At 70.3% G+C, this 18,063-nt stretch carries 17 protein-coding genes; 8 read left to right on the forward strand and 9 right to left on the reverse strand.

Features of this window, described 5'->3' with window-relative positions:
- Window positions 1-20 precede the first annotated feature (20 nt).
- The 4 genes from acsA to Cco03nite_RS15935 are packed head-to-tail and all read left to right on the forward strand — an operon-like array spanning window position 21 to window position 5,054.
- Entirely contained in the window at window positions 21-1,754 is a 1,734-nt protein-coding gene (gene acsA, locus Cco03nite_RS15920; RefSeq protein ID WP_203692873.1) for an acetate--CoA ligase, read from the forward strand.
- Entirely contained in the window at window positions 1,751-2,767 is a 1,017-nt protein-coding gene (gene pdhA / locus Cco03nite_RS15925; RefSeq protein ID WP_239167408.1) for a pyruvate dehydrogenase (acetyl-transferring) E1 component subunit alpha, read from the forward strand. The genes acsA and pdhA overlap by 4 nt, the downstream gene beginning before the upstream one ends.
- Window positions 2,764-3,759 (forward strand): alpha-ketoacid dehydrogenase subunit beta, encoded by a 996-nt coding sequence (locus Cco03nite_RS15930; RefSeq protein ID WP_203692874.1) that lies wholly within the window; start codon window positions 2,764-2,766, stop codon window positions 3,757-3,759. The genes pdhA and Cco03nite_RS15930 overlap by 4 nt, the downstream gene beginning before the upstream one ends.
- A complete protein-coding gene (locus Cco03nite_RS15935) occupies window positions 3,756-5,054 on the forward strand; it encodes a dihydrolipoamide acetyltransferase family protein (RefSeq protein WP_203692875.1) in 1,299 nt (432 codons plus the stop codon). Before Cco03nite_RS15930 ends, Cco03nite_RS15935 begins: the two co-directional genes overlap by 4 nt.
- Before the next feature lie 42 nt (window positions 5,055-5,096).
- Here Cco03nite_RS15935 and Cco03nite_RS15940 read toward each other — a convergent pair whose 3' ends face one another.
- Window positions 5,097-5,267: a hypothetical protein gene (locus Cco03nite_RS15940; protein WP_203692876.1), complete on the reverse strand. Its 171-nt coding sequence runs from the start codon at window positions 5,265-5,267 to the stop codon at window positions 5,097-5,099.
- 169 nt (window positions 5,268-5,436) lie between these two features.
- Here Cco03nite_RS15940 and Cco03nite_RS15945 point away from each other — a divergent pair, with 169 nt between their 5' ends.
- Entirely contained in the window at window positions 5,437-7,803 is a 2,367-nt protein-coding gene (locus Cco03nite_RS15945; protein ID WP_203692877.1) for an arylsulfatase, read from the forward strand.
- 98 nt (window positions 7,804-7,901) lie between these two features.
- On the opposite strand, the gene Cco03nite_RS15950 is transcribed toward Cco03nite_RS15945, so the two are convergent.
- From Cco03nite_RS15950 to Cco03nite_RS15970, 5 genes are all read right to left on the reverse strand, one after another.
- Window positions 7,902-8,915 (reverse strand): mechanosensitive ion channel family protein, encoded by a 1,014-nt coding sequence (locus Cco03nite_RS15950; RefSeq protein ID WP_203692878.1) that lies wholly within the window; start codon window positions 8,913-8,915, stop codon window positions 7,902-7,904.
- A 257-nt stretch (window positions 8,916-9,172) separates the two neighbouring features.
- Window positions 9,173-9,382, reverse strand: a complete 210-nt coding sequence (locus Cco03nite_RS15955) for a hypothetical protein (RefSeq protein ID WP_203692879.1) — start codon at window positions 9,380-9,382, stop codon at window positions 9,173-9,175.
- A gap of 130 nt (window positions 9,383-9,512) precedes the next feature.
- Window positions 9,513-9,887, reverse strand: coding sequence for a helix-turn-helix transcriptional regulator (locus Cco03nite_RS15960; protein ID WP_239167409.1), 375 nt, complete (start codon window positions 9,885-9,887; stop codon window positions 9,513-9,515).
- Window positions 9,888-10,019: 132 nt separating this feature from the next.
- Window positions 10,020-10,991 carry a TerC family protein gene (locus tag Cco03nite_RS15965; protein ID WP_203692880.1) on the reverse strand — a complete coding sequence of 324 codons (972 nt, stop codon included), beginning with the start codon at window positions 10,989-10,991 and terminating at the stop codon, window positions 10,020-10,022.
- Between the two features lie 199 nt (window positions 10,992-11,190).
- A complete protein-coding gene (locus Cco03nite_RS15970) occupies window positions 11,191-11,547 on the reverse strand; it encodes a CBS domain-containing protein (protein WP_203692881.1) in 357 nt (118 codons plus the stop codon).
- Between the two features lie 250 nt (window positions 11,548-11,797).
- On the opposite strand from Cco03nite_RS15970, the gene Cco03nite_RS15975 reads away from it, so the two are divergent.
- On the forward strand, window positions 11,798-12,805 hold the full coding sequence (locus tag Cco03nite_RS15975; protein ID WP_203692882.1) for an Acg family FMN-binding oxidoreductase: 1,008 nt from the start codon (window positions 11,798-11,800) through the stop codon (window positions 12,803-12,805).
- 87 nt (window positions 12,806-12,892) lie between these two features.
- Here the strand turns inward: Cco03nite_RS15975 and Cco03nite_RS15980 are convergent, their stop codons facing one another.
- The gene (locus tag Cco03nite_RS15980; RefSeq protein WP_203692883.1) at window positions 12,893-13,288 is read right to left on the reverse strand and encodes an Hsp20/alpha crystallin family protein; all 396 of its coding nucleotides are present in this window, start codon (window positions 13,286-13,288) and stop codon (window positions 12,893-12,895) included.
- Window positions 13,289-13,436: 148 nt separating this feature from the next.
- On the opposite strand from Cco03nite_RS15980, the gene Cco03nite_RS15985 reads away from it, so the two are divergent.
- Together Cco03nite_RS15985 and Cco03nite_RS15990 are read left to right on the forward strand one after the other, a co-directional pair.
- Window positions 13,437-14,405 carry an Acg family FMN-binding oxidoreductase gene (locus Cco03nite_RS15985; RefSeq protein WP_239167410.1) on the forward strand — a complete coding sequence of 323 codons (969 nt, stop codon included), beginning with the start codon at window positions 13,437-13,439 and terminating at the stop codon, window positions 14,403-14,405.
- A gap of 268 nt (window positions 14,406-14,673) precedes the next feature.
- Window positions 14,674-15,555 (forward strand): universal stress protein, encoded by an 882-nt coding sequence (locus Cco03nite_RS15990; protein WP_239167411.1) that lies wholly within the window; start codon window positions 14,674-14,676, stop codon window positions 15,553-15,555.
- A 41-nt stretch (window positions 15,556-15,596) separates the two neighbouring features.
- Here Cco03nite_RS15990 and Cco03nite_RS15995 read toward each other — a convergent pair whose 3' ends face one another.
- A complete protein-coding gene (locus Cco03nite_RS15995; protein WP_203692884.1) occupies window positions 15,597-16,124 on the reverse strand; it encodes a hypothetical protein in 528 nt (175 codons plus the stop codon).
- A gap of 156 nt (window positions 16,125-16,280) precedes the next feature.
- Window positions 16,281-17,816, reverse strand: coding sequence for a glycosyl hydrolase (locus Cco03nite_RS16000; RefSeq protein ID WP_203692885.1), 1,536 nt, complete (start codon window positions 17,814-17,816; stop codon window positions 16,281-16,283).
- Between the last annotated feature and the right edge of the window lie 247 nt (window positions 17,817-18,063).

The raw sequence follows: 18,063 nt of genomic DNA on the forward strand, positions 1-18,063 counted from the left end.
GGGGGGTGACCGTGAAGACCATGTCAGCGACCGTCGTACGGTATGACCGGTTGCGGGAGCAGTTCAGCTGGGCCGCGGAACGCCGGGCACTGGCTGGCTTGCCCGACGGCGGGGTGAACATCGGCTACGAGTCGGTCGACCGCCACGTGCTCGCCGGAGCGGGGGACCGGACGGCGCTGCGTTGCGTGTCCCGCGACGGCGTCGTCGACGTCAGCTACGGCCAGCTGCTGACGCGCACGAGCAGGTTCGCCAACCTGCTCACCCACCTGGGCGTCAGCCGTGGCGAGCGGGTGTTCTCGCTGCTGGGCCGCGTGCCGGAGCTGTACGTGACGGCGCTGGGAACACTGCGGCACGCCGGCGCCTACTCGCCGCTGTTCGCCGCGTTCGGCCCGGAACCGGTCCGGGAGCGCCTGGCGCGCGGGGACGCCGCCGTGCTCGTGACCACGCCGGAGTTGTACGAGTGCAGGGTGGCGCCGATCCGAGATCAGCTGCCCATGCTGCGCCACGTCCTGGTGACCGGGGAGGACCCGCCGCCAGGCGCCCTCAGCCTCGATGTCGAGCTGTCGTACATGAGCGATGCGTTCGAGGTGCCCCCGACCGATCCGCAGGAGATCGCACTTCTGCACTTCAGCAGCGGCACGACCGGCCGGCCGAAAGGCGCCGTGCACGTGCACGAGGCGGTCGTGGCGCACCGCGCGACCGCGCAGCTGGCCCTCGACCTGCGCGCCGACGACGTGTTCTGGTGCACCGCAGACCCGGGCTGGGTGACCGGCACGTCGTACGGGATCGTCGCTCCGCTGGCGCTCGGTGCCACGGTGCTGGTCGACGCGGAGGAGTTCGACGCCCGCCGCTGGTATGCGCGGCTGGCCGAACACCGGGTGAGCGTCTGGTACACCGCGCCGACGGCACTGCGCATGCTGATGCGCCATCCGGCGAGCCTGCCTGCTTCGTTCGACCTGTCCGCGCTGCGGCACATCGCATCGGTGGGCGAGCCCCTCAACCCCGAGGTGGTGACCTGGGGCGCGCAGGTGCTGGGCCATCCGGTGTACGACAACTGGTGGCAGACCGAGACCGGCGCGATCATGATCGGCAACATGCCCGGCGTCGAGATCCGGCCCGGGTCGATGGGTCTGCCCATGCCCGGCGTCGAGGCCGGCCTCGCGGTGCAGGGCGAGGACGGGCGGGCCCGGGTCACGCCCGTCTCGGGCGTCGAGCTGGTGACACGACCGGACACGGTCGGTGAGATCGTGCTGCGCCGGGGCTGGCCGTCGATGTTCCGCGGCTACCTGCACGAACCGGAGCGCTACGCGCACAGCTTCGCCGGGGACTGGTACCTCACCGGCGATCTGGCACGCCGCGACGCCGACGGCTACTTCTGGTTCGTCGGACGCGCCGACGACGTGATCAAGTCTGCGGGTCACCTGATCGGCCCGTTCGAGGTCGAGAGCGTGCTCATGGTGCACCCGGCCGTCGCCGAGGCCGGAGTCATCGGCAGACCCGACCCGGTCGCCGGTGAGATCGTCAAGGCGTTCGTATCGATCCGGCCAGGCGTCGAAGCCACCGACGAGCTGCGCCTGGAGCTGCTCGGCTTCGCGCGGCGCCGGCTGGGCGCCGTGGCGCCCAGGGAGATCGCCTTCGACGACAGCCTGCCGCACACCCGCAGCGGCAAGGTGATGCGACGGCTGCTGAAGGCACGCGAACTCGGCCTGCCCGAAGGTGACCTGTCCACGCTGGAGACGGGGGAGCGGCGGTGAAGACCGCGACGGCTGGAGCGCGCCCGGCGGCCGCCGGACGGGCGGGTCCTGCGCACCGGCGTGATCTGCTGCGCCAGATGCTGCGTATCCGCCGGTTCGAGGAGCGGTGCGTCGAGCTGTACAGCGCGACGAAGATCCGCGGGTTCCTGCACCTGTACATCGGCGAGGAGGCCGTCGCGGCCGGGGTGATGGCCGCCCTCGAACCGGCCGACGCGGTCGTGTCGACCTACCGCGAGCACGGCCACGCCCTGGCCCGGGGCGTGCCCATGGACGCGATCATGGCCGAGATGTACGGCAAAGCCACCGGGTGCAGCCGCGGCCGCGGCGGCTCCATGCACCTGTTCGACCGGGCGACCAACTTCCACGGCGGCAGCGCCATCGTCGGCGGCGGGCTGCCCCTGGCCGTCGGACTGGCCCTGGCCGACCGGATGGCCGGCCGCAGCCGGGTGACGGCCTGCTTCTTCGGCGACGGCGCGGTCGCCGAGGGCGAATTCCACGAATGCCTCAACCTCGCCGCCCTGTGGCACCTGCCGGTGCTGTTCCTGTGCGAGAACAACCTCTACGCCATGGGCACCCGCATCGACCGCGCCCAGGCCAACACCGACCTGGCAGCCCGCGCCGCGACATACGGCATGACCGCCCACGCCGTCGACGGCATGGACGCCCTCGAGGTGGAGAAGGCCGCACGCCGAGCGGCCGCTGCGGTGCGCGCCACAGGCAGCCCGTACTTCCTGGAGCTGCGCACCTACCGGTTCCGGGCCCACTCCATGTACGACCCGGACCGCTACCGGGACAAGGCGGAGATCGCCCGCTGGCAGCAGCGCGATCCGATCGACACCCTCGCCCGGCGGATGATCTCCGACGGCGAACTCGACGAACCCGGGCTGGCGCAGCTGAACGCCGACGTCGAAGCCGAGGTGGCCGCCTCCGTCACCGCCGCGGAGCAGGCACCGGTCGAGCCGGTGGACCAGCTCACCCGCTTCGTCTACGCAGACAACGAAGGCCTCCCATGACCCCGGCGACTGCCACCGCGCAGGCGGAGCTCACCTACCGCGAGGCGGTCCGGGAGGCGATACGCGACGCGATGCGCCGTGACGAGCGCGTGTTCCTGATGGGCGAGGACGTCGGCCAGTACGGCGGGGCGTTCGGGGTGAGCCTGGGCCTGCTGGAGGAGTTCGGCGCCGACCGCATCCGCGACACACCGCTGTCGGAGTCCGCGTTCGTCGGCGCGGGCATCGGCGCCGCCATGGGCGGCATGCGGCCCATCGTCGAGATCATGACCGTGAACTTCAGCCTGCTCGCCCTCGACCAGATCCTCAACAACGCCGCGACGCTGCTGCACATGTCCGGCGGGCAGTTCGGCGCACCGCTGGTCATCCGCATGACCACCGGCGGCGGCCGGCAACTGGCCGCACAGCACTCGCACAGCCTGGAAGGCTGGTACGCGCACATCCCCGGGCTGCGGATCCTCTCCCCGGCCACCGTCGCCGACGCCCGCGGCATGCTCTGGCCCGCACTGCGCTGCCCCGACCCGGTCCTCATCTTCGAACACGGCAGCCTCTACAACGCCACCGGCTCGCCGGCCGGGCACGACAGCGCCGACATCACCACCGCGGCGATCCGCCGCACCGGCTCCGACGTGACGATCGTGGCCTACGGCGGCACCCTGGGCACCGCCCTGACCGCCGCGGACCGGCTCGCCGAGCAGAGCATCAGCGCCGACGTCATCGACCTGCGGGTTCTGCGTCCGCTCGACGACGCGACGATCATGGAGTCGGTGCGCCGCACCCACCGGGCGGTGGTCGTCGACGAGGGCTGGCGCAGCGGCAGCCTCTCCGCCGAGATCGCCGCCCGCATCACCGAGCAGGCCTTCTACGACCTCGACGCCCCGGTGGGACGGGTCTGCTCCGCCGAGGTGCCGATGCCGTACGCCGCCCACCTCGAACAGGCGGCCCTGCCGCAGCCCGGCGCAGTGGTCGACGCGGTCCGGGCGGTGGTCGCGTGAAGTCGGAGTTCCGCATGCCGTCGCTGGGCGCCGACATGGACCACGGCACCCTCGTCGAGTGGCTGGTGCATCCCGGCCAGCAGGTGCGCAGGGGCGACGTCGTCGCCGTGGTCGACACCGCCAAGGCCAACGTCGAAGTGGAGTGCTTCACCAGCGGCGTCGTCGACCAGCTGCTCGTCGAGCCGGGCGTCCGGGTGCCGGTCGGCGCCGTGCTCGCCACGATCACCACCGGCGGACCGGAGCCGGAACCGGCCCCGGCCGCCCCGCAGCCCGCACCCACAGCACCTGCCACCGCAGCCGTCCGGTCGCCGGTCACCTCACCCCTGGTACGCCGCCTGGCGGACGCCGCACACGTCGACCTGGGCACCGTGCACGGCACCGGGCCCGGCGGACGCGTCACCCACGCGGACGTCCGAGCGGCTTCATCAACGACGGAGAGGACCCCGGCGGCCGTCGCCGCGGTCCGCATCCGGTCCTCACCACTTGCCCGCAAGCTGGCGCAGGAGCTCGGTGTGCCGCTGACCGGCATCGCCGGGTCGGGCCCTGGTGGAGCGGTACGCGCCGCCGACGTGACGGCCACGGCCGCGGCGCTCACGGCCGCTCCGGCACCTGCCGAGACGGCTGATCGCACCATGGCGATCCGGGCGCAGATCGCGACGTCGATGGCCCGCGCCAAGCGCGAGATACCGCACTACTACCTCGCCCAGACGATCGACCTCGAGGCCGCGCTGCGCCGGCTGCGGGAGCACAATCGCACCGTGCCCGTGGCCGAGCGCGTCCTGCCCGCCGCGCTTCTGCTCAAAGCCGCCGCCATGGCCGTGAGCACGGTGCCCGACCTCAACGGCTTCCACACCGGCACGGCCTTCCACCGCAGCGCAGCCGTGCACCTGGGCGTGGCGATCTCGCTGCGCGAAGGCGGACTGGTGGCACCGGCCATCCACGACGCCGACAAGCTCACCGTGCCCGAACTCATGGCCGCACTCAAAGACCTGGTCGCGCGTACCCGCGCCGGGCGGCTGCGCGCCGCCGAACTCGCCGACCCCACCATCACCGTGTCCAGCCTGGGCGAGCAGGGCGTCGACACCATCCATGGGGTCATCTACCCGCCGCAGGTGGCCCTCGTCGGGTTCGGCGCGATCCGCGACCGGCCCTGCGCCGTCGACGGGCTCCTGGGCGTACACCCGACGGTCACTGCCAGTCTTGCAGCAGATCACCGGGTCACCGACGGGATCAGCGGCGCCCGCTACCTGCTTGCCGTCGAACGCCTGCTCAACCAGCCGGATAAGCTGCTGTGACCCAGGTTAGCGGGCACTCGTGCACCGAAGTGGCCCCGCCCGTCAACCCCTGCCGATGTCCGCCGGCTTCTCGCTGTGCACGATGGCGAAGGCGTTCGCGAGCGCCTCGAGGTGCTCCGGGGAGTATCGCTCATCGTCGAGAGCAGTCTTGATCTTCTTGAGGATCAAAACCTCGACGTCCCGCTGCAACCCGAAGAACTCCTCGTCGGTCATGGCCATGACAACCACGCCCTCCCTGGCAGTGAACATCCAAGCCCGTGCACGGACGGGGCTACCAGCCATCCTATGGCCGGAATCGGCTCACTGGACCGGAAACATCCGGTAGGCACGGCCCCGGGTTACCTATCGTGGAAGACGGGCCGATCAGCCGGAGGTGGTGACGATGGGCGAGCCCGTCAGCCGGGATGTGCTGCCGATTCCGCATGTCGACCGTCCAGGTCTGACGACCTACGACGCCAAGGATCCCGACACGTCGTACCCGCCGATCGAACCGCTTCTGCCGCCGCGGCAGGCCCCGAACGTTCTGGTCATGTTGATCGACGACTGCGGCTTCGGTGCGTCCAGCGCGTTCGGCGGTCCGATCAGCACGCCGACGTTCGATCGCCTGGCGGCAGGCGGGCTGCGTTACACCCGGTTTCACACCACCGCCCTGTGCTCGCCGACGCGGGCGGCCCTGCTCAGCGGAGGCAATCACCACTCGGTCGGGATGGGTGGGGTCACCGAGATGGCTACGTCCGCGCCCGGGTACAGCTCCGTGCGGCCCAATACCAAGGCGCCGCTGCCGGAGATCCTGAAGCTGAACGGCTACTCGACCGCGCAGTTCGGCAAGTGCCACGAGGTGCCGGTCTGGCAGACCAGCCCGATGGGACCGTTCGACGCCTGGCCCAGCGCCGGCGGCGGGTTTGAGTACTTCTACGGGTTCATCGGCGGTGAGACCAACCAGTACGCCCCGTCGATCTACCGGAACACCGTGCCGGTGGAGCCGCCACGGACTCCGGAGCAGGGCTACCACTTCACCGAGGACATGACCGACCAGGCCATCGCGTGGGTGGGCCAGCAGAAGGCGCTGATGGGCGCCAAACCGTTCTTCGTCTACTGGGCGCCTGGTGCCACGCACGCGCCGCACCATGTTCCGGCGCAGTGGTCGGACAGGTATCGGGGCCGGTTCGACGACGGCTGGGACAGGCTGCGCGAGCGCACCTTCGCCAGGCAGAAGGAGATAGGTGTCGTCCCGACCGACGCGCAGCTGACCGTTCGCCCTGCCGAGATTCCGGCCTGGGCGGACATGCCCGACGACCTCAAACCCGTGCTGGCGCGGCAGATGGAGGTCTACGCCGGGTTCCTGGAGCACACCGACCACCACGCGGGCCGGCTCATCGACGCGCTGGCCGACCTCGGGGTCCTGGACGACACTCTGATCTACTGCATCATCGGCGACAACGGCGCGTCGGCCGAGGGCACCCTGCACGGCACCTTCAACGAGCACATCATCCTCAACGGCATCGAGGGCCTGGAAACCGCCGAGTTCATGGCGTCCCGTATCGGCGACTTCGGCACGCCCAGGGCGTACAACCACTACGCCGTGGGCTGGGCGCATGCGATGGACACTCCGTACCAGTGGACCAAGCAGGTCGCCTCGCACTGGGGCGGCACCCGCAACGGCACGATCGTGCACTGGCCCGCTGGGATTACGGCCCGCGGCGAGCTGCGCCACCAGTTTCACCACGTGATCGACGTGGCGCCGACGGTGCTGGAGGCGGCGGGGCTGCCGCAGCCGAGCTTCGTCCACGGGGTGCAGCAGGCCGCGATGGAGGGCGTGTCGATGGCGTACTCCTTCGACGACCCGGGCGCCGATGAGCGGCACGAGACCCAGTATTTCGAGATGTTCGTCAACCGGGGGATCTACCACAAGGGCTGGACGGCGGTCACCCGGCATTCGGTGCCGTGGTCGTTCGTCCAGGGGCGACTGCCCGCCTACGACGACGACGCGTGGGAACTGTACGGACCCGACGATTGGACCCAGGCCCGCGACCTGGCCGCCGAGCAGCCCGAGAAGCTGCGGCAACTGCAGCGGCTGTTCCTTGTCGAGGCCGCCAAGTACCAGGTGCTGCCGCTGGACGACCGCCGACCCGACCGATTCAACGCCGACCTGGCCGGCCGGCCGACCCTGATCCGCGGCGACAGGCAGCTGATCTACGGCGGCATGGGCCGGCTGAGCGAGAACTCGGTGATCATCGTCAAGAACAAGTCGCACGCGGTCACCGCGCAGGTCACTGTTCCACAAGACGGGGCCCAGGGCGTCGTCGTGGCGCAGGGCGGCGCGTTCGGCGGCTGGTCGCTGTACGCCAAAGACGGCAGACCTGCGTACTGCTACAACCTCTTCGGCCTCAAGACGTTCATCGTGGTCGGCTCCGAGCCCATCCCGGCGGGTGATCACCAGGTAAGGATGGAGTTCGTCTACGACGGCGGCGGCCTCGGCAAGGGCGGCACCGTCATGCTCTACCTGGACGGCGTCCAGGTCGGCGCGGGCCGGGTCGACGCCACCGTGCCGATGGTGTTCTCCGCCGACGAGACCACCGACATCGGCAATGACACGGCAACCATGGTCAGCCCGGACTACGGCCCCCACGAGGCCGCGTTCACCGGGCGGGTCCACTGGGTCGAGATCACTCTCGGCCAGGATGCCGAAGATGCAGACCACCTGATCAACCCCGACGAACGGTTCAAGATCGCTATGGTCCGGCAGTAGTCCGCCGAACCGACAAGCCCACTACTGTCCGGGCTGGGGTACGCGCGAGCCTCGCGGCGGGCCGTGATTGCCTGAGCGGCCGACCGTGTGGTGCCCGCTCAGCGGTCCGGGGGCGGTTCCTGGATCGGCAGGGACGCCCGCAGCGTGCGGGATGCCTGCATCTGCGCCGCGATACCCGAGGCCTCTAGTGCCTCCGTGAGCCGTCGGCGCATCTCGCGCTGAAGGTCCCACTGCCGGTCGGTGGAGGTCTTGCAGACAGTGCGGATCACCGCGCCGTCGACACTGATGTTCTCCACGCCTAGCACCTGCGGTGATTCGAGAAAGTATCCGGAGTACTGCGGATCGTGGGCGAACGCGTCCACAGCCCGGCGCAGCACGGCGGTGGCCTTGTCGACACCGACGAACCCGATCGGCACGTCGATCATGACCGTGGCCCAGCCCTGACTCTTGTTGCCGACACGGATGATCTCACCGTTGCGGACGTGCCACAGCACGCCGTGGATGTCGCGGATGCTGACGATGCGCAGGCCGACCGTCTCCACCACGCCGAGGGCCTCGCCGGTGTCGATGGTGTCGCCGACGCCGTACTGGTCTTCCAGGAGCATGAACATCCCGGCGATCAGATCCTTGACCAGCGACTGGGCGCCGAAACCCAGCGCCACGCCGGCTACGCCGAGACTCGCGAGAAGGGGCCCGACGTTGATCTCCAGCTCGCTGAGCACGATCAGGAATGCGAGGGAGAAAACCGTTGCGGTGACCACGCTTTTGAGCACCGATCCCAGTGCCTCGGCCCGCTGGCTGCGGCGGTCGGCGAAAACCGTGGTGGCTGTGGCGACCGAGGTGGGGACCTTCTCGCGGATGGGTCGCAGGAGCGTTTTGCCCTTCACCGTGCGGTCGACGAACCGGTCGATGCCGTGGTTCAGCAGCGCCCGGACGATCATCGCGCCGAGGATGATGAGGAGGATGCGGACCGGCTTGACCAGCAGGTAGTAGCCGCCCTCGGCGAGCCAGCCGGATCCGGTGAGGTCGTACAGGAACTTGCAGGTCCTGTCTGCCAGGCAGTCGGCGTTCGGAAGCGGCGGCTCGGGCGCCGGTTGTGCGCTCAGCGGCATGGCGGCGTGGTCACCTCGTCGGTCGTGGAGCGGCCGCGGCCAAGAACCGACATCGCAACTGCTGCTGAGTCGGCGCAGCTCGGCTGAGAATGGAGCCACTGCCGATTTTATCGGCATACACGAGGCCTATTCCGCCTGATCACCACAAAGCCTGTGTGGCATTTCACGGTTCAGAGCGGGCCGTGTCCTCGGCGGCATTCGGTGACGATTCGCCCTGCGGGTTGCTACACCGCTGACCCGTTATATCTCCTGTGTGGTCATCGCGCGGGGACCATGGGAAGTTCGGTGGTGGCGTGCAGCAGAGCCAGCACGGTGCTGTTGTGTTCGTGCGCTCGGGTGCTGGCCAGGGCCACGGTGCACGGCAGCAGGCGCCCGCACGTGCACAGGCTGCGTCCTGCGGGCTGGTGCTCCGACATCAGGAACGTCGCCGCGGCCAGTTGCCTTCGTGCCGACTCCGTTGGTTGCACCGATTGCCTCCTCGCGCGTCCCTTCGCAGCCGAACCCTGCGAGAGACTCACCCACTGCCATCGCTGGTGTACACATCGTATCGACCGCGGTGACGTGGGCTTGTTTCCGCGAAGTGAATGATTGCGCTCATCACCTCTGCGGCCTACTTGGCTGTGGGGGCTGCGCGGCTTGCTCGGGTTCCGGTTCTCTGCGCGCCGGGCGTTCGGCGCGGGGCGCGGCGAGCAGGGCGATGAGGGCGCCGATGCGGTGGTCGGCCTCGGCCGGGTGGCGGAACGGTCCGTCCGGGTCGATGGTGTAGTGGTTGCGCCGTCCGACGCGGTGGCGGACCAGGTAGCCCGCGGTCTCCAGGTCCAGGACGATCGCCTGGCAGGCCCGCTCGGTGATGCCGACCTCGACCGCCACATCGCGCAGCCGGGCGTCGGGTTGCCTGGCGAGGGCCAGCAGGACATGGGCGTGGTTGGTCAGGAACGTCCAGGTCCTGCTGCCGGAAGCCGTCTGGGCCATGCGCACATTCTACGAGCGCGGATTCGCGTACTCCACATCGCAATTTCCATGACCGAACGCTCGGCGGTCCCCGCAACCGTTCCGGGCGGCGTTTGCCCGGCCTTGGCCAGGCAGCGGCTGCGGGCGGGGACGTCAGCGGGGCGGAGCGGGCGCCTGGCCGTCTGGCCGGGCGGTGTGTGCGGGAGGCACGTCGCGGCGAGTGGCGATCATGCTCCAACCGATCGACACGGCCAGGGTGGCGACGATGACGCCGAGCGTGACCGGGATCGGCAGCTTGCCGACCGGGGTTTCGGACAGGATCAGTTTCACTCCGGCGAAGCCGAGCAGCACCGCCAGGCCGTAGTGCAGGTGGACGAACCGGCGCAGCAGCCCGGCCAGGCAGAAGTAGAGGCTGCGCAGGCCGAGCACGGCGAAGGCGTTGGCGGTCCAGACGATGAAGGTGCTGGTGGTGATGGCCAGGATCGCCGCGACGGAGTCGATGGCGAAGATGAGGTCGGTGGCTTCGATGGCGATGAGCACGACGAACAGCAGCGTGGCCACCCGCCTGCCGCCGATCCGGGTGAAGAACCGGTCGCCGTGGTAGGCCGGGTCGGTGGGCACGACCCGGCGCACGATCCTCACCAGCAGGTTGCGGTGCGGGTCGATGTCGCCGTTGTGTTTGAAAGCCATCTTGTAGCCGGTGTAGATCAGGAACGCGCCGAACAGGTAGGCGGTCCAGAAGAAGGCGTCGAGCAGCTGCGCGCCGACGAAGATGAAGACCAGCCGGAAGGCCAGCGCGCCGATCACGCCCCAGAACAGGACCTTGTGCTGGAAAGCGCTGGGCACGGCGAAGAACGTGAAGATCATCGCGAAGATGAACACGTTGTCGACCGACAGCGCCTTCTCGATCAGGTAGCCGGCGTAGTAGGTGCCGGCCGCCTCCCCGCCCTGCCACCACCACAGCACGCCGCCGAACGCCAGCCCGGCTGCGATCCAGATGCCCGACCAGGTCAGCGCCTCGCGGAAGCCGATCTCGTGGCCGTCGCGATGCAGGAACAGATCGATGGCGAGCATGACGGCGACGGCACCCATCACGGCAGCCCAGGCCCACAGTGACACGGACATGGAAGACTCCTTCGACCGGTCTGAGCCGGTGGCTCGGACCTGAACGGCCGACGGTCTCCCCGAACCACCCCTGTCGGATGGCCGCGGCTCCGGGCCCGGATGGCCGGACCGTACTGGCGAAGTCGCGTCCTGCTTCGGGTACTCCCCCTCGAACTGCGATCCAGTATACGCGAAATGCTGTTCGTGTAAATGGCGCTGGTCAAGACGCGATGAGCCTGATGAGGTCGCTGCTGGTGAGCATGCCGACCGGGCTGCCGCTGCCGTCGACGAGCGCGACGGCGTCGACCGCGGTCGACCTCATCAGCCGCGCGGCGTCCACGACCACGGCGTGGGAGTCCAGCACCGCGGCCTCGTGGTCGAGCACCTCCGCGGCGGTCAGATCGGCGAGGCCGCGCTGCCCGGCGGACGCGGCGGCGATGGCGCGAGCAGCCAGCACCCCCACGCAGCACCCCCGGCCGTCGACGATCGCCAGGTGCCGGAATCCGGCGGCGAGCATCTGCCGCAGCGCCTCATCGAGGGTCACCGACGCGGGCGCCGCCAGTACCGGGCTGCTCATCACCTCGGCTACGGGCCGGCGGGTCCAGGCGCAACGCCGCGTGTCGGACAGTACCGGCGTGGCATAGATCGCTTTCATCTCAACCTCCGCTGTGCGGGTTCTGCCTTTCGCCTCCAGGGTGCGTGCGGGCGGGTGGGCTGGGCAGAGCACGTCGACCCGGCCGGCCAGGACCATGGGCCCTTCCCGGTATATCGACACGTCGGCGGCCCCGGGTGCGTTATCACTGGTGGTGGCGCAAGGAGGGCAGGCGATGACAGACGGACCGGAACCGCAGGCCGATGAAGTGATCGAGGCATATCGGCGGGCGGCGGAGGTCGGCGGCCGCGCGCCGTCAGTGCACAACACGCAGCCGTGGCGATGGCTTGCCACCCGCACCGGCCTGGAGCTTCGCGCCGACCGCAGCCGGCAGTTGCGTGTCGCCGACCCTGAGGGCCGGCTGTTGACGATCAGCTGCGGCGCGGCGCTGCACCACGCCCTGCTCGCGCTGCACGCCGCCGGATGGGTGCCGCAGGTGGTGCGGATGCCCGACGCCCGCTCAGCCGACGCCCTGGCCCAGATCACCGTGAGCGGCCGTCAGGCGGCCACGGCACAGCAGCGGCGGCTGTTCGACGAGATCGACGTCCGGCATACCGACCGGCGCCCGACCATCGGGCATAAGGTGCCCCACGACGCCCTGGAACTCATCCGGCAGGCAGCGGTCAACCACGGCGCCGGCTTGCACCGGCTCGCCGGACCGGATCTCGACGACCTGGCCGTCGCCGCGGCCCGCGCCAACGAGATCGGGCTGAACGACGCCGACCAGCGGACCGAGATGGACTACTGGGTCGGCGGCACCCGCCCGACCCGCACCGGCGTGCCGTCAGACGCCGTGCCGCAGTCGCCGCCGCAGACCGATGTGCCGGGCCGGGACTTCGGCCGGCCCGGCACCCTCGAACCCGGGCACGGTCACGCCCATTCGGCCGTCTATGGGCTGCTGTTCACCCCCGGTGACCAGCCCGGTGACTGGCTGCGGGCGGGGGAGGCGCTGTCGGCCTGCTGGCTGAAGGCAACCGACCTCGGGGTGGCGGTGCTGCCGCTGAGCTCCGTGGTCGAGGTGCCCGTGACGCGCCAGATCCTGCACCGGATGCTTGCCGGAGCCGGCCACCCGATGCTGGTCTTGCGGTTCGGGCTGGCCGACCCCGACCAGGCGCCGGTGCCCGGCACGCCGCGGCTGCCCGCCGAGCGGACCACGTGGCCGGGCCAGATCCCGCAGCCGTAGCCGTCCAGGTCATCAACCGCCTGCCGCGCATCACGGAGTGATGCGCAGGTTCGCGTCTACCTCGTCCACAGGCGGTCGTGGTCGTGGCTAGCCGGCTGTGATGGGAATCTGCTTGGCCGCCGGCTCCGTCGCCTTCAGCGGCACGGTGACCTCCAGAACGCCCTTGTCGTACCCGGCGCGGATGGCGGACACATCGGCGTTGCCGGGCAGGCGCACGGATCGGGTGAACATCCCGTAGCGGAACTCCGAACGGGTCCGGCCCCTGTCCTCCACGCGGCGTTCGGCGTGGATGCTGAGGACCCCGTTGTCGCAGCTGACCTGGATGTCCTTTTCCGGGTCGAGTCCGGGCAGCTCCGCGCGGATCTGGTACTGCTCGTCGGTGAGCGTGTCCTCCAGTCGGATGACGTGGCCGGCGGACATGGGCCGGTCGGACTCGAACAGGTCGGCCAAGTCCCCGAACAGGCGGGGCATGAGCGCGGTCATGATCTTCTCCCTCCGTTTGTCCTTGCCTCCATGACACGCCGGTCCAGTGCGTCGGGGACAGGGCCGGTCGGCAGCGCCAGCCGGGACTTCGGTCCTGACCTGTGAAGACTTGCCCTGGGTGGGGCGGTGGGCGGCATACCGTGGGGGCATGAACGTCACCGGGCTGCAAACTCGCGGTGCACTGTTGGAGGCGGCACGTGACGCGCTGGCCGCGCCGTCGGTGTTCAACACCCAGCCGTGGATCTGGCGTACCAGCACCGAGGACCTGCAGCTGTTCGCCGACGAGCACCGGCGGCTGGCCACCGATCCCGACGGCCGGCAACTGCTGATCAGCTGCGGCTGCGCCCTGCATCACGCCTGCGTGGCGCTGGCCGCCAACCGCCTGGTCCCCGACGTGCGACGCCAGCGGGCAGCCACGACCATGGGACCGCTGGCCGTCGTCACGGTAGGGGAATCCGCCGCACACGACACACAGGTCAACCTGTACCGGGCGATGGCCCGCCGCCGTACCGACCGCCGGGCGTTCACCGCCGAACCGGTCAACAGCGCCACCGTCAGTGCCCTGGTCGCCGCCGCCGAGCAGCACGGAGCACACCTGCAGCCGCTGACCGGCGACCAACTGACGGTCCTGCGTGAGCTGGCCGGGGAGGCGGCCGCCCGGCAGGCCACCGATCCCCGCTACCAGGAGGAGTTGCTGCGCTGGACGAACCGGCCCCCGGACGCGGGCGACGGCGTTCCCGCGGTCACGGCGGTGACCGCGTCCGAGCGGCGGGTGCCGGTGCGGGACTTCACCTACTTCAGCTCAGGGTTCTCCGCCGGGCCCGAACACGACGTCGGCGCGGTGTACGGGCTGCTGTTCACCGACGCCGACACGCTCACCGACCGGCTGCGCGCAGGGGAGGCCCTGTCGGCGGTCCTGCTGACCGCCACCGCGGCCGGGCTCGGATCGGCGCCGATCAGCGACGTCGTCGAGTTCGCCGACCTGCGGGCGCAGGCGGCCCGGCTGCTTTCCGGCCCGGGTCAGCCGCAGATCCTGGTCCGTGTCGGGCACCCGCCGCCGGGGCGGCCGGCGCAGAGCCCGCGCCGCCCGGCCGCGCAGATGCTCGACCCGCCGTGACGGCCACGCGTGCCGTGCAGGCGGCCAGGGCTGCAACGCGGGCCGACCGAGTCCACGCGGTCGCCTTCGGCGGCCTCCGGGTGCCGGGCATGGCAGGCGATCGCGATCAGTGGGCGGTGCGACGGCCTGGGACGAATCGGCGCCTGCACCGCAAGCGCCGTTGAAGGCCGATCTTCCGGTTTGGTCACCGGCAGCGCCATCTGGGCGGCATCGTGGACGTATGGACCCTGAAACGGCCGTACCGCGCCCTATCGGGCCGGACCATCCCGTGATCGCAGGAGTGGACGGCTCCGAATGCGGCATCCTCGCCGCCCGCCATGCGGCCCTGCTGGCCCGCGAACGTGGCGCGCCACTGGAACTGGTCTGCGGCTACCAAAGCGCGTTGTACGGGTTCGCTCCGCCGTGGCTGGGCGGCGAATACCTGGCCGCCGATCAGGGCGAAGCCCGCCACGCCGCCGAGCAGGCCCTCACCGGCGTCACGGCGCAGCTCCGCGAGCAGTGTCCCGACGTCGAGGTTCGTGCCCATCTGGTCGCCGGGGCGGGCGCACAGGTGCTGATCGAGCAGTCCCGCCGGGCAGGGATCGTCGTCGTCGGCAGCCGCGGCGCAGGCGGTTTCACCGGCCTGCTCCTGGGATCGGTGTCCTCGCAGGTCGCCGCCCACGCCCACACCACCGTCGTCGTCTACCGCCCCGCCGACACCGACACCGAACCCGCTGCGACCCTTGCCGGGCCGGTCCTTGTCGGCTACGACGGCTCACCACCGGCCCAGGCCGCACTGCAGTTCGCCGCCCAGGAGGCCCTGCTGCGCCAGGCCACGCTGATCATGGTCAACGTCCATTGGCAGGCCCCGTGGTATCGCGGTGACAAGCCCGCCGTGGACCCCGCCGACGCAGCCCGCGCCGAAGCCGAGCAGCTGCTCGCCGACGCCGTCGCGCCGTGGCGTGCCGGTCATGCCGAACTGGCAGTCGAGCTGCGGCCGGTGCACAGCCTCAATGCCGAGCGAGCCCTCGTCGAAGCCAGCCGGGACGCCGCGCTGACGGTCGTCGGCTCCCGCGGGCGGGGCGGTTTCACCGGCAAGTTGCTGGGCTCGGTCAGTCACGCCTTGGTCGAGCACGCCCACGGCCCGGTCGCCGTCGTCCACACCAGCTGACCCGCCACCGGGCCCTGGCTGCCGGGACACTCCGGCGGCGCTCACGCGGACACGGGAGACTGCGCCGCCTGCCACACCGGGCACTGGCCGGGCTCCGACACCCCTACCGAGGTTCGCAGTGGGCGGACGAATACCACCAGTTGCGCGAACCCGGACTCCCCGAACATCAGCTGCAGATGGTCCCGGGCCAGCGGGACCGCAGCGGGCTGGGCGTGGATCGAGGCGACCAGCCCGACCCTGGCCGATTCGGCCAGCAGGTCACGGGCAACCTGTCCGGCCCGTGACCGGTCGTCGGCGCTGTCGGCGTCGGTGCCCAGCACCACCGCGTAGCCGCGGTCGGGGCCGCACGGACCGGCGCGGCAGGTGCCCGCCACGCCCTCCCACGCATGCGCCCTCGGGCAGTACGCCGTGCCGCCGACCGGCCGAAGGCGGTAGGAGCTGTCACCCCGCAGGGCGGCGGTGGCGGCCTCAACGATCCGCGACAGCAGCTGCAACGACGCCTCGCCGGTGACGACCTCGGCCCACACGCCGTGCTCGCGTGCTTTGACCAGGAACTGTTCAGTGACCATGCTCTCACCGTGCGCTCGGCCGGCTCGGCCGGGGCAGAGCCGGTAGGACCCGTCGGGCAGGACCTTGGTCACATCACCGGCCGGTGACGTGTCTGGCAAGCGCACGGCTGCCGTGCGCCGCGACGCGGCCGACGCCACGGCGCACGGGTTCTGCGGTCAGGACACGGTGACGTCGTCGACGTAGATCGCGGAGGTGCCACCGGCGCCTGCGGCCGGGATGAACTGCACGCCGATCTCCCGTACGTCGCCGAGGTCGGCCACCCCGGTCAGGGTGAGCGACAGCGCTGCCCCGGCCGAGGTGACCGTGACCGTGCCGCCGTCGTGCCACTGCCAGGACGAGCCGGTCTTGACGTACAGCTTGGCCTGGGTGCCCGCGGCGTGGCTGCCCCACGGCGCGACCCGGGCGACGGCACGCAGGCTGGTTCGCCCGGACAGGCTCTGCGTCGCCGTACGGCGCAGGTAGGACACGCCGGAGGCGAGGTTGACGTCGGCCTTCAGCGACTGGCTGCCCTGGACCGCCCACTCGCCGACCCGCCACGGGCCGCCCGTGACGTTGCTGCCGGACCAGCCCTCAAGGCCGGACTCGAACCCGTGGAGCAGCGTCGCCGATCCGCCACCGCCGCCGGGCTCGGTGATCGAACCCAGGTCCACCTCGCCGCGGTTCAGGACCCAGGAGCTGGTGAACAGGGTCGACGCGCCCTGGTTGCGCGCCGGGCCCCAGCCGTCGTTCCACGCCAGGAAGTAGCTGGTGGCCGGGTAGTTCTGCTGGAACGCCGTCACCCACCGCCCGTAGTCGAACGAGCCCTGGCTGTCCGGTCCGATCTCGGCGAACGCGAACGGCTTGCCCAGGCCGACCAGCTCGCCGTAGGCCGACTGGATGCCCGAGGTCTGCGGGTTGTCGTCGTAGGCGTCCATCCCGACGACGTCCACATACGATCCGCCGGGGTAGTACGCGGTGCGGTTGCCGCGGCTGAAGTCGGCCGAGTACACCCACAGCAGGTTGTCGAGGCCCTTGGTGGCGGTGAAGTAGGTGTACAGCTGCTGCCACACCTGCTTGAAAATGTTGGTGTCGCGGTTGCCCCACCAGAACCAGTCGCCGTTGACCTCGTGGAACGGCCGGAACAGCACCGGCACGCCCGCGTTCTCCAGGTCCTGCAGGCCCTGGGCCATCTTGTCCATGAGCGCGCGCCAGCGTGAGCCCGCCGCAGTGGATGAGTTCAGCAGGTCGGCGAAGTTGCCCATCGGGGTGTTGAGGCCGCCGCCGTTGGCGTTGGCGGGGCTGGGCAGGTGCACGCTGATGGTGACCAGGCCGCCGGCGGTGTGCCAGCTCTTCAGCGACGCGTTGCAGGAGTAATCGACCAGCGTGGTGATGTCGGCGGCCGTGGCCCAGCCGGAGCCGTAGTCACAGCTCAGGATCGCCGGGTACTGGCCGGTCGCGTTACGCAGCTCCTCGGTCTGGGCCAGGGAGAAGCCGCTGTTGCTGTAGCCGCCGAAGAACCCGGATGCGATCCGGTTCCCGCTGCGGTTCGGCAGGTGCGCCAGCCAGTTGAGCACCGAGCGCGCGGCGGTCGAGGCGTTGGGGTTGGCCGGGGAGACCGTGTGGGCCTGTGCCGGCGGGACTGCCGACAGCACGGCCGCGGCGACGGTCAGCGCCACCAGACCGGCGGCACGGCGAAGACGTGCGTGAAACATGATCACCTTCCTGTAGGGACGGAAGTGACCCGGGATCGGGTTTCGCCAGCTCATCACTGAACCGCTTAAGTTTCAAGAGTGTACATTGAACCTGGCACATAATGCCTTGATAGATTGGTTCACGAGAAATGCCTTAAGTGACCTTATGGAATCTTCACTGAACCGGTGCAGGACGTTTCGGATGTGCTTCCGACGTTCGACCTGGCGATCGACCACTCCCGCGTGCCGATGACGTCGCATGGATACC

The sequence above is a fragment of the Catellatospora coxensis genome (assembly GCF_016862635.1).
Classification (GTDB): Bacteria; Actinomycetota; Actinomycetes; order Mycobacteriales; family Micromonosporaceae; genus Catellatospora; species Catellatospora coxensis.

Excerpts from the sequence above, each read along its gene's own strand:
- Cco03nite_RS15975 (WP_203692882.1), top strand. The coding sequence starts at position 11,798 with ATGACAGACGGACCGGAACCGCAGGCCGATGAAGTGATCGAGGCATAT.
- Cco03nite_RS15960 (WP_239167409.1), bottom strand. The coding sequence starts at position 9,887 with ATGGCCCAGACGGCTTCCGGCAGCAGGACCTGGACGTTCCTGACCAAC.
- Cco03nite_RS15940 (WP_203692876.1), bottom strand. The coding sequence starts at position 5,267 with ATGACCGACGAGGAGTTCTTCGGGTTGCAGCGGGACGTCGAGGTTTTG.
- Cco03nite_RS15970 (WP_203692881.1), bottom strand. The coding sequence starts at position 11,547 with ATGAGCAGCCCGGTACTGGCGGCGCCCGCGTCGGTGACCCTCGATGAG.
- Cco03nite_RS16000 (WP_203692885.1), bottom strand. The coding sequence starts at position 17,816 with ATGTTTCACGCACGTCTTCGCCGTGCCGCCGGTCTGGTGGCGCTGACC.
- Cco03nite_RS15945 (WP_203692877.1), top strand. The coding sequence starts at position 5,437 with ATGGGCGAGCCCGTCAGCCGGGATGTGCTGCCGATTCCGCATGTCGAC.
- acsA (WP_203692873.1), top strand. The coding sequence starts at position 21 with ATGTCAGCGACCGTCGTACGGTATGACCGGTTGCGGGAGCAGTTCAGC.
- Cco03nite_RS15950 (WP_203692878.1), bottom strand. The coding sequence starts at position 8,915 with ATGCCGCTGAGCGCACAACCGGCGCCCGAGCCGCCGCTTCCGAACGCC.
- Cco03nite_RS15995 (WP_203692884.1), bottom strand. The coding sequence starts at position 16,124 with ATGGTCACTGAACAGTTCCTGGTCAAAGCACGCGAGCACGGCGTGTGG.
- Cco03nite_RS15930 (WP_203692874.1), top strand. The coding sequence starts at position 2,764 with ATGACCCCGGCGACTGCCACCGCGCAGGCGGAGCTCACCTACCGCGAG.
- Cco03nite_RS15985 (WP_239167410.1), top strand. The coding sequence starts at position 13,437 with ATGAACGTCACCGGGCTGCAAACTCGCGGTGCACTGTTGGAGGCGGCA.
- Cco03nite_RS15965 (WP_203692880.1), bottom strand. The coding sequence starts at position 10,991 with ATGTCCGTGTCACTGTGGGCCTGGGCTGCCGTGATGGGTGCCGTCGCC.
- Cco03nite_RS15980 (WP_203692883.1), bottom strand. The coding sequence starts at position 13,288 with ATGACCGCGCTCATGCCCCGCCTGTTCGGGGACTTGGCCGACCTGTTC.